Origin of the sequence: Pseudoduganella sp. RAF53_2, assembly GCF_052113985.1 — a bacterium.
Classification (GTDB): domain Bacteria; phylum Pseudomonadota; class Gammaproteobacteria; order Burkholderiales; family Burkholderiaceae_D; genus Rugamonas.
The window spans coordinates 1-5,637 of the sequence record NZ_JBFRDW010000392.1 but is presented as its reverse complement, the minus strand read 5'-3'; the positions used below and the strand labels follow the sequence as shown (position 1 = coordinate 5,637).

At 52.2% G+C, this 5,637-nt stretch carries 8 protein-coding genes; 7 read left to right on the top strand and 1 reads right to left on the bottom strand.

What is annotated here, in order from left to right; translation table 11 throughout:
* On the bottom strand, positions 1 to 1,259 hold a 1,259-nt coding region (locus AB4Z11_RS21000), incomplete at its 3' end, for a DUF3943 domain-containing protein (RefSeq protein ID WP_442027439.1).
* A 349-nt stretch (positions 1,260 to 1,608) separates the two neighbouring features.
* Here AB4Z11_RS21000 and AB4Z11_RS20995 point away from each other — a divergent pair.
* The 7 genes from AB4Z11_RS20995 to AB4Z11_RS20965 all read left to right on the top strand — a co-directional run.
* Positions 1,609 to 2,172, top strand: a complete 564-nt coding sequence (locus AB4Z11_RS20995; protein ID WP_442027438.1) for a hypothetical protein — start codon at positions 1,609 to 1,611, stop codon at positions 2,170 to 2,172.
* A 470-nt stretch (positions 2,173 to 2,642) separates the two neighbouring features.
* Positions 2,643 to 3,167 (top strand): hypothetical protein, encoded by a 525-nt coding sequence (locus AB4Z11_RS20990; protein ID WP_442027437.1) that lies wholly within the window; start codon positions 2,643 to 2,645, stop codon positions 3,165 to 3,167.
* Between the two features lie 141 nt (positions 3,168 to 3,308).
* Positions 3,309 to 3,632, top strand: a complete 324-nt coding sequence (locus tag AB4Z11_RS20985) for a hypothetical protein (RefSeq protein WP_442027436.1) — start codon at positions 3,309 to 3,311, stop codon at positions 3,630 to 3,632.
* Between the two features lie 48 nt (positions 3,633 to 3,680).
* Positions 3,681 to 3,986 (top strand): hypothetical protein, encoded by a 306-nt coding sequence (locus AB4Z11_RS20980; protein WP_442027434.1) that lies wholly within the window; start codon positions 3,681 to 3,683, stop codon positions 3,984 to 3,986.
* A gap of 65 nt (positions 3,987 to 4,051) precedes the next feature.
* Complete coding sequence (locus AB4Z11_RS20975) at positions 4,052 to 4,909, top strand: hypothetical protein (protein ID WP_442027433.1); 858 nt, start codon at positions 4,052 to 4,054, stop codon at positions 4,907 to 4,909.
* Positions 4,910 to 4,967: 58 nt separating this feature from the next.
* Positions 4,968 to 5,279: a hypothetical protein gene (locus AB4Z11_RS20970; protein ID WP_442027431.1), complete on the top strand. Its 312-nt coding sequence runs from the start codon at positions 4,968 to 4,970 to the stop codon at positions 5,277 to 5,279.
* A gap of 90 nt (positions 5,280 to 5,369) precedes the next feature.
* Positions 5,370 to 5,637 (top strand): hypothetical protein (locus AB4Z11_RS20965; protein ID WP_442027430.1); only part of this gene is annotated, 268 nt, incomplete at its 3' end.

Genomic DNA, 5,637 nt, shown 5'->3' with positions numbered 1-5,637 from the left:
GTCCCGTTCGGCCCCGCACTGGTCAGCTTGCCGTCGAAGAACTCAAGCGCCGCGAGTTCGAAGGCGAACCTTTCGTTGCCGATCAGGCGCAGGGTCAGCATCGCTTGCGGCGCGAAACCGTAATGGTATTGCCCGCTCGTGCTGGCGCTAGTGGTGCCAGTGGATGTGTAGCCGATGCCGGCCGATGCATGGCCTTGCAGCGTGTAGTGGTCGCTCAGCAACAACTGCGCATTGCTGCCCAGCGACAGTCCTGTGCTGGCCACCCGGAACACCTGCGGCGCCAGATAATCGTAGGTGCCGTACAGCCCGACGATGCCGCGCAGGTTCCTGCCGGACCCGTATGGCGCACCGAACAGCATGCCCCGTGTCGCAAGGCTTTCGACACCCTGCACGTTCGACAACCTGACGCGGAACAGGAAGTAATCGAAAGGCCGGCGCCAGGTATAGTCGGGCTGGCCCGGCAAGCCGTAGTCGAGCGCGAAGTCGGCCGCGACCTCGTTGCGCCGAGGCGCCAGCGATGGGCCGACGTTGTTGCTCGTGATTCCGCCTACTCCCAGCTGAAGGCGGCCGTAGATGGCCGGGCTGTGGCTCGCCCACAGCGCCGCACGGCGGCCCCCGGCGACGTGGCGGTTGAATCCGAGCGGCGGCGACACTGCGGCGGCCGCCACTTCGCGCCATTGCGGTGAGAGTCCATACCCTTCTTCCAGCACCAGGTTCGCCATCCGGTACAAGGCTTCGCCCAGGAAGGTGCCGCCGAAGCTGGTCGTGATCTGGTCGTTGCGTGACGGCGGCGTCGTCTCGCCGGCGATTTCCCAGACGGCGCTGCCGGCAAAGGCATAGCCCATCGATTCCCAGAACGTCAGCCCATTGCTGCGCGCGAGGCCGAAGTAGACGGAGCCCTGGTAAGGGTGGCCAAGTTGGTTGATCTCGAACGGGTCCCGGTCGACGACCCAGCTGCTGCGCAGGTTGCGTCGGATCGAACCGATGCTCACGTCATAGTCGTCCGGCCGGACGAACGCATGGTCGACCCGGTTCAACACAAGCTGGAATCCCAGGATCTCCAGTGCCGCCGCGCCATAACTTTTATACAGACGATCATCCTGCGGTGGAGCCGGCGCGGCATCYCGCACCGTGTCCTGCAGCGGATCGTCGGCGGACGTGGCATTACCGGTGCCGGCAGCCAGCGCCAACAGTGCTGTGCAGGCACGCCGGCGCGATTCGAAACCGTTCCTCGATTTCTTGATGTCCTTCGCCACCACTTGAAGATTCCTCCAGCGATGTCGCCTGATGAGATGTTAAATCAAATATATCGAATACTTACAGTGAATGGCGCACAGGACCGATACGTCAGAACAGCACGTCCCAGGTTGCGGTCAATATCGTCGCGTTCCTGGCGAAATCGTCGGCGATGTAAGCCAAGGAGATCCCAGCAAAAACATTTCAAACAGGCGGCATTCAACTCCCGTCGGCTTGGGGCAAAACACTTGGAGTGACAAAGTGTGAACCTTTCAGATGAGCAAGATGCTACTCTGTACGACGTCGGCCGAGTACGGCCAAAAGCTGCCGCCGAATCCTTACACTTATTCGAATATTTAATACAACACTGCAATGATTATTTACCTTCCAGGACGAGTGTCACCGCTTCCTTTTGTCACTCCTGAAGATCAATGCTGTAATTGTGGTTGCACTTCAGAACTAAGAAAAATTACCGTTAATTTAAAGCATACCCGTTACTTTCTATTTATTGGGACTGAGTTAACATTTTCTTTATCTCTTCCTTTTTGCAGTCGTTGCGCCCGCACAGCCACTCGACTGCGGCAGGGAGTCTTCTCTAAGGCTCTTGTTGTTTTCGGTGTTTTTTGGGTGATAATGGGTTTATTAATATTCACCTTACCTGAATCGGCTCCTGGTTTAATTAGAAAAAATTTACCAAGCACGGCTGCAATTTTAGCGTGCCTATTGACTTGGATTTTTTTCTATCTGCTTCGAAAACCAGCCAAGCCAAGAACTGGCAACTATCAGCCAGTCTATTTGCAACGTATAAAGCAGGGGTTTCGTGGTGAAATTAAAAGTTTAACTTTGGGATTTACTAATCCAGAGTATGCTTTGCTATTTCGCAAGTCCAATGCCTCGTTTTGCGACGCCGGGGCCCTTATTGCAATTAACGATTAATATCGTGACCTGTTGCGCCACTAGCGACCATTCAAAATTTTTGATGTTAAAGGGAGTGGTAATCGTGCTTTCTGTAAATGAGGTCATAGACCGGCTTACCGAACTTGATGGGCAGCCAGTCGAGGTCGCAGGGCTGTTGACCTTCGAATTTGAAAATACCTCCCTTGGACATTTTCCCAAGTCCGAGCGCCGGGATATTACTGAGGGAGTTGAGCCTCCACACTATCAGTCAAGTGTATGGCTTGCGTTTGGAAGTGGAAGTGTTCAACCTAATAAAGACGTTCTTTCGAGGTGGGCTGGTAAGCGCGTGTTGGTTACCGGCTTACTGCGTGGGCCTAGCGGCCCCTTTGGCTGCGGGCACTTCAGCGGATGGGGATGCGAGATTGAGCCCTATTCGATAGAACGTGTATAGCGGCAACCGGCCAGGAACGGACGCACGCGTTAACACTATCAACTATTAAGGCAGAGGGATGCATTATTCGAGAATCGTAAATTGCTACGACAATGCGGCTAAGCTTTCCGGTAGAACGATAAAAGCTGTTCACACTGAGTATAGCTTTACTGCACTTCGATTCGACAATGATGAGGTGATAGCCTTCGCCGTAGAAGAGGTTTCCGTTGGGAAGTGGTTTGAAGTATTTCCGATTTGTCTCCATGAATTGAGTGCGGATTTTCCGTTCAATTGGGAAGAACTAGATGCCCCGTTTACTGTTGTGTTCAGTGAATTATTGTGGAGAGAAGAGTGGCTGGAGCCAGCCTTAAATAACGCAGGCTTCTTAGGTACTGGGCCAGGCTTCACGCAGTATGCAGCAGAACTTGGAACTGCCCCCACAGCGAACGGCAACGTAGTAAAGGTATTGGCTGGAATCAAATTGACCGGTTTGAACGGCCGTTCACTTGTCGTGAGCAGCTCAGAGAATACGCCTTTCAAGACAGACTTGGCCGTGACTGTCACCGAAGTCGACCATGCAATGCGATTTCACACATKTGGCTAGCCTTGGCTGCGTTCGGCCAACAGCAGACGTTGTAAATTACAGAAGAGCGAGAGAAATTACATGACTGGGGAAGGTTTAGTCCAATGGACGAGTCCTGACAAAAAGCACGTGGCAAGGTGGCGCTGGGGTGGCGAGCTTTGGATGAGCGGTCCCCAGGGGGGATGGCTCGCGATTGGTGAGGGCCTAGAAATAAAAGGGGCTCTGCCGGAGGTGCTATGGAGCGAAGACGGCGATTTTTTAGCGTTCGTAAAGCTACATATCGAGGACGTGCCGACTCGCCAAGGCGTCGAGGGCTATAGTTTCCGAGTTGGCGTTGTAAGGATTTCCGATTTCGCGCTTCGTTATTGCGGAGGACATCGAAAGCTCACGACGTTGTCACTAAAGTCGATGACAAAACATTCTTTAACGGTATGGGTTGAAGGTCAAGAAGCGCCAATTGACCTTGAAAAAATCCACTGGAATTGAGTGTGCGATATCGGCCAGGAACAGACGCCCACCTAGCTAGGTAAAAATATGACGAATCTCGAAATTCTTAAACAATGGGAAATTACGGAGAAATGGCTACGGGAGGCTCGGTCTGCTCTTCGTTCAGATGTTGTTACAGCAAAAGATCAGCTGGAAAACTTTGAAGAATATCTTGCTSATAATGAGCTAGAGTTAGCGTTGGAAGAGCTTGCTGAAGTTGCAGGCCATTCTCGCCAAGGGAGACGCTTCTGGGATTTGATGATACAAGCTGCAAGATCTATGAAGCTTGAAGGGCGAGCGGACGCTTTTATTGTTCAATGGGCCGTCGTGGCGAATGTTAAAAAAATTGACTGAAGTCGGCCAGAAGCTGCCGCCCGATGTATGTAGACTGCTCAGTTGAAAACAATTAGGTTTTAAGAATGTTTCGTCAAATTTTCCTCGTTCTTTCACTTATAGCATTCCCCGCAGTGGCCTGTGAATTCACACCACAACAGCTCCAAACAGAAGCATTGGCTTTCCTGCAGAAGGAATACCCAACTCGTCCGTTCACCCGCAGCCAGAATCTGGACATCGTTTTGATGGGGAAAGTCGAATTTGGCCTGCAAAACCTTCGTTCTCGAATCTGCCTGGCTGCCCCGCCTTTGAACATGACAGCGCGAGAGGCAGTAATGCGTGAGCACTTTGCTTCAATGATGTTGCAGGCAAAAGAGAGAGAGTCGAAGTTGCCTCATTCTTGGAGGGAGGCTGAAGGCATCGTTTCTTTACAGTTTATGCCCGCAGATTATCTTCGTCCATTTGCCGGTAAGCGCGTCCTCGTTACCCGGCCCTTCATAAAGGACGTCCATTTGGCTGTCGTAGTGATTCAGAAGGATGGTTACAGCTACGTGAGGGAAGAGGATCGGGTGCGGTGGAAAATTGATGAAAAAACTCTTTTCGATACGGCTCTTAAGAATTTAGATCTTAGGAACAAAGACGCTAAGCTACAGGGCAGTGGGGACCCAGATCGCTTCCTGGCGTTAGAAGAGAAGGACGGGTACGACGCCGTACGCCTTCTGGTTCCGTGGGTTCGACATGAGGCGGCGAAATTTCTTGGAGAGCCATTTCTAGCAATAATCCCGAATCGTGATTTTCTGGTCAATTGGAGCACAAAAAACAGTGCTGGATTCCAGAGCTTTGCCAGAACCAGAGCTACAGATGACTTCAAGACTCAACCCTATCCGCTTGCGTCGCAGGTACTACGAGTTTGGGCAGACGGTCGCATGGAATTGGTGCCATGAGGGCTGGCCTCAATCGGCCAACTGCGAGATTTGGTAGTTGAACAATTGGGAAGAACTAATGATTTTTAACGCGGCTAGAAAAGTTGCTGATTGTTGGGTGTCAGCGGCCACGGACGATCAAGCGGCACTGGACATAGAAAGGGTCGTTGCGCTGCCCTATGGTTGGGTCTTTTTCTACAACGCGCCGGAATTTATTGCTGACCGCACAAAGATTGAATGTTCATTTGTCGGCAATGTACCGATCCTGATTGAGCGAATAAACGGGGAGTTGCGAGTGCTTGGGCCTCGCTACGAAGAACGTCTCCGAGAACTCGAATCGGAGCTGCCAGCGGCATGGCTCAGTATGACGCCTGAGCTTCCTAGCTTGTAGCGGCAGAGCTGCTGTCTAATAGCGGCCACAAGCCGACGTTGCGTAAGAACGGAATTCCAACCCAATTTTTATGGATGTACTACTTTTTTGATGCAGGATAAAACGGCACAATTCAAGAACACAGGCATTGCAATTGCAACGTTCGTGGGAGGCAGTTTTGCCACTGCTTACCTGGTGCGCAGGAACATGCTCGATGCAGGTCGTGCCGAGGAGGCACGTGAGGCGGCAGTTATATTTGGAAGTATCGGCGCCGCGTTCGTAGTAGTTGCGTCGCGCACTCCACCTGACTTGATCTCTTCCCTGTTGGGTATTGGGATTCCTCAATTCTTGCTTGTATTGGCTGTGCTGAGGCTTACGC

Bases quoted from the DNA above. Each gene is read 5' to 3' on its own strand.
- AB4Z11_RS20995 (WP_442027438.1), top strand. From the start codon at position 1,609: ATGATTATTTACCTTCCAGGACGAGTGTCACCGCTTCCTTTTGTCACT.
- AB4Z11_RS20985 (WP_442027436.1), top strand. From the start codon at position 3,309: ATGAGCGGTCCCCAGGGGGGATGGCTCGCGATTGGTGAGGGCCTAGAA.
- AB4Z11_RS20975 (WP_442027433.1), top strand. From the start codon at position 4,052: ATGTTTCGTCAAATTTTCCTCGTTCTTTCACTTATAGCATTCCCCGCA.
- AB4Z11_RS20970 (WP_442027431.1), top strand. From the start codon at position 4,968: ATGATTTTTAACGCGGCTAGAAAAGTTGCTGATTGTTGGGTGTCAGCG.